At 58.2% G+C, this 610-nt stretch carries 2 rRNA genes; both read left to right on the top strand.

Features of this window, described 5'->3' with window-relative positions:
* Positions 1–310 (top strand): 23S ribosomal RNA (locus ABD211_RS32895); the annotation flags it as partial.
* Between the two features lie 110 nt (positions 311–420).
* Positions 421–537 (top strand): 5S ribosomal RNA (gene rrf, locus ABD211_RS32890).
* The last annotated feature ends 73 nt before the right edge of the window (positions 538–610 follow it).

Raw genomic sequence — 610 nt, 5'->3', positions numbered from 1 at the left:
ACGTCGTGAGACAGTTCGGTCCCTATCCGCCGTGCGCGTAGGATACTTGAGAAGGGCTGTCCCTAGTACGAGAGGACCGGGACGGACGAACCTCTGGTGTGCCAGTTGTCATGCCAATGGCACGGCTGGTTGGCCACGTTCGGAAGGGATAACCGCTGAAAGCATCTAAGCGGGAAGCTCGCTTCAAGATTAGGTATCCCACCCCTAGAGGGTTAAGGCCCCCAGCCAGACCACTGGGTTGATAGGCCAGAAATGTAAGCCCGGTAACGGGTTCAGTTGACTGGTACTAATAGGCCGAGGACTTGACCTACAAACATGCTACGCGTCCACTATGCAACTCTGAAACAACACACCACCCGACCACGAACCTCAACCTTGGGGTGAGTGTTCGACCGGGATTGGTTGATAGTTTCATAGAGTTACGGCGGCCATAGCGGTGGGGAAACGCCCGGTCCCATCCCGAACCCGGAAGCTAAGCCCACCAGCGCCGATGGTACTGCACCCGTGAGAGTGTGGGAGAGTAGGACGCCGCCGGACAAACATTCCCCTCAGCCCCACCCACTTTCCGGGTGGGGCTGAGGGCGTTTTCATATACGCCCGCGTCCGGACC

The sequence above is a fragment of the Luedemannella flava genome (assembly GCF_039528515.1).
GTDB lineage: Bacteria > Actinomycetota > Actinomycetes > Mycobacteriales > Micromonosporaceae > Luedemannella > Luedemannella flava.
The sequence above is the reverse complement of the archived record's forward strand: the minus strand, read 5'-3'. Positions and strand labels throughout refer to the sequence as shown.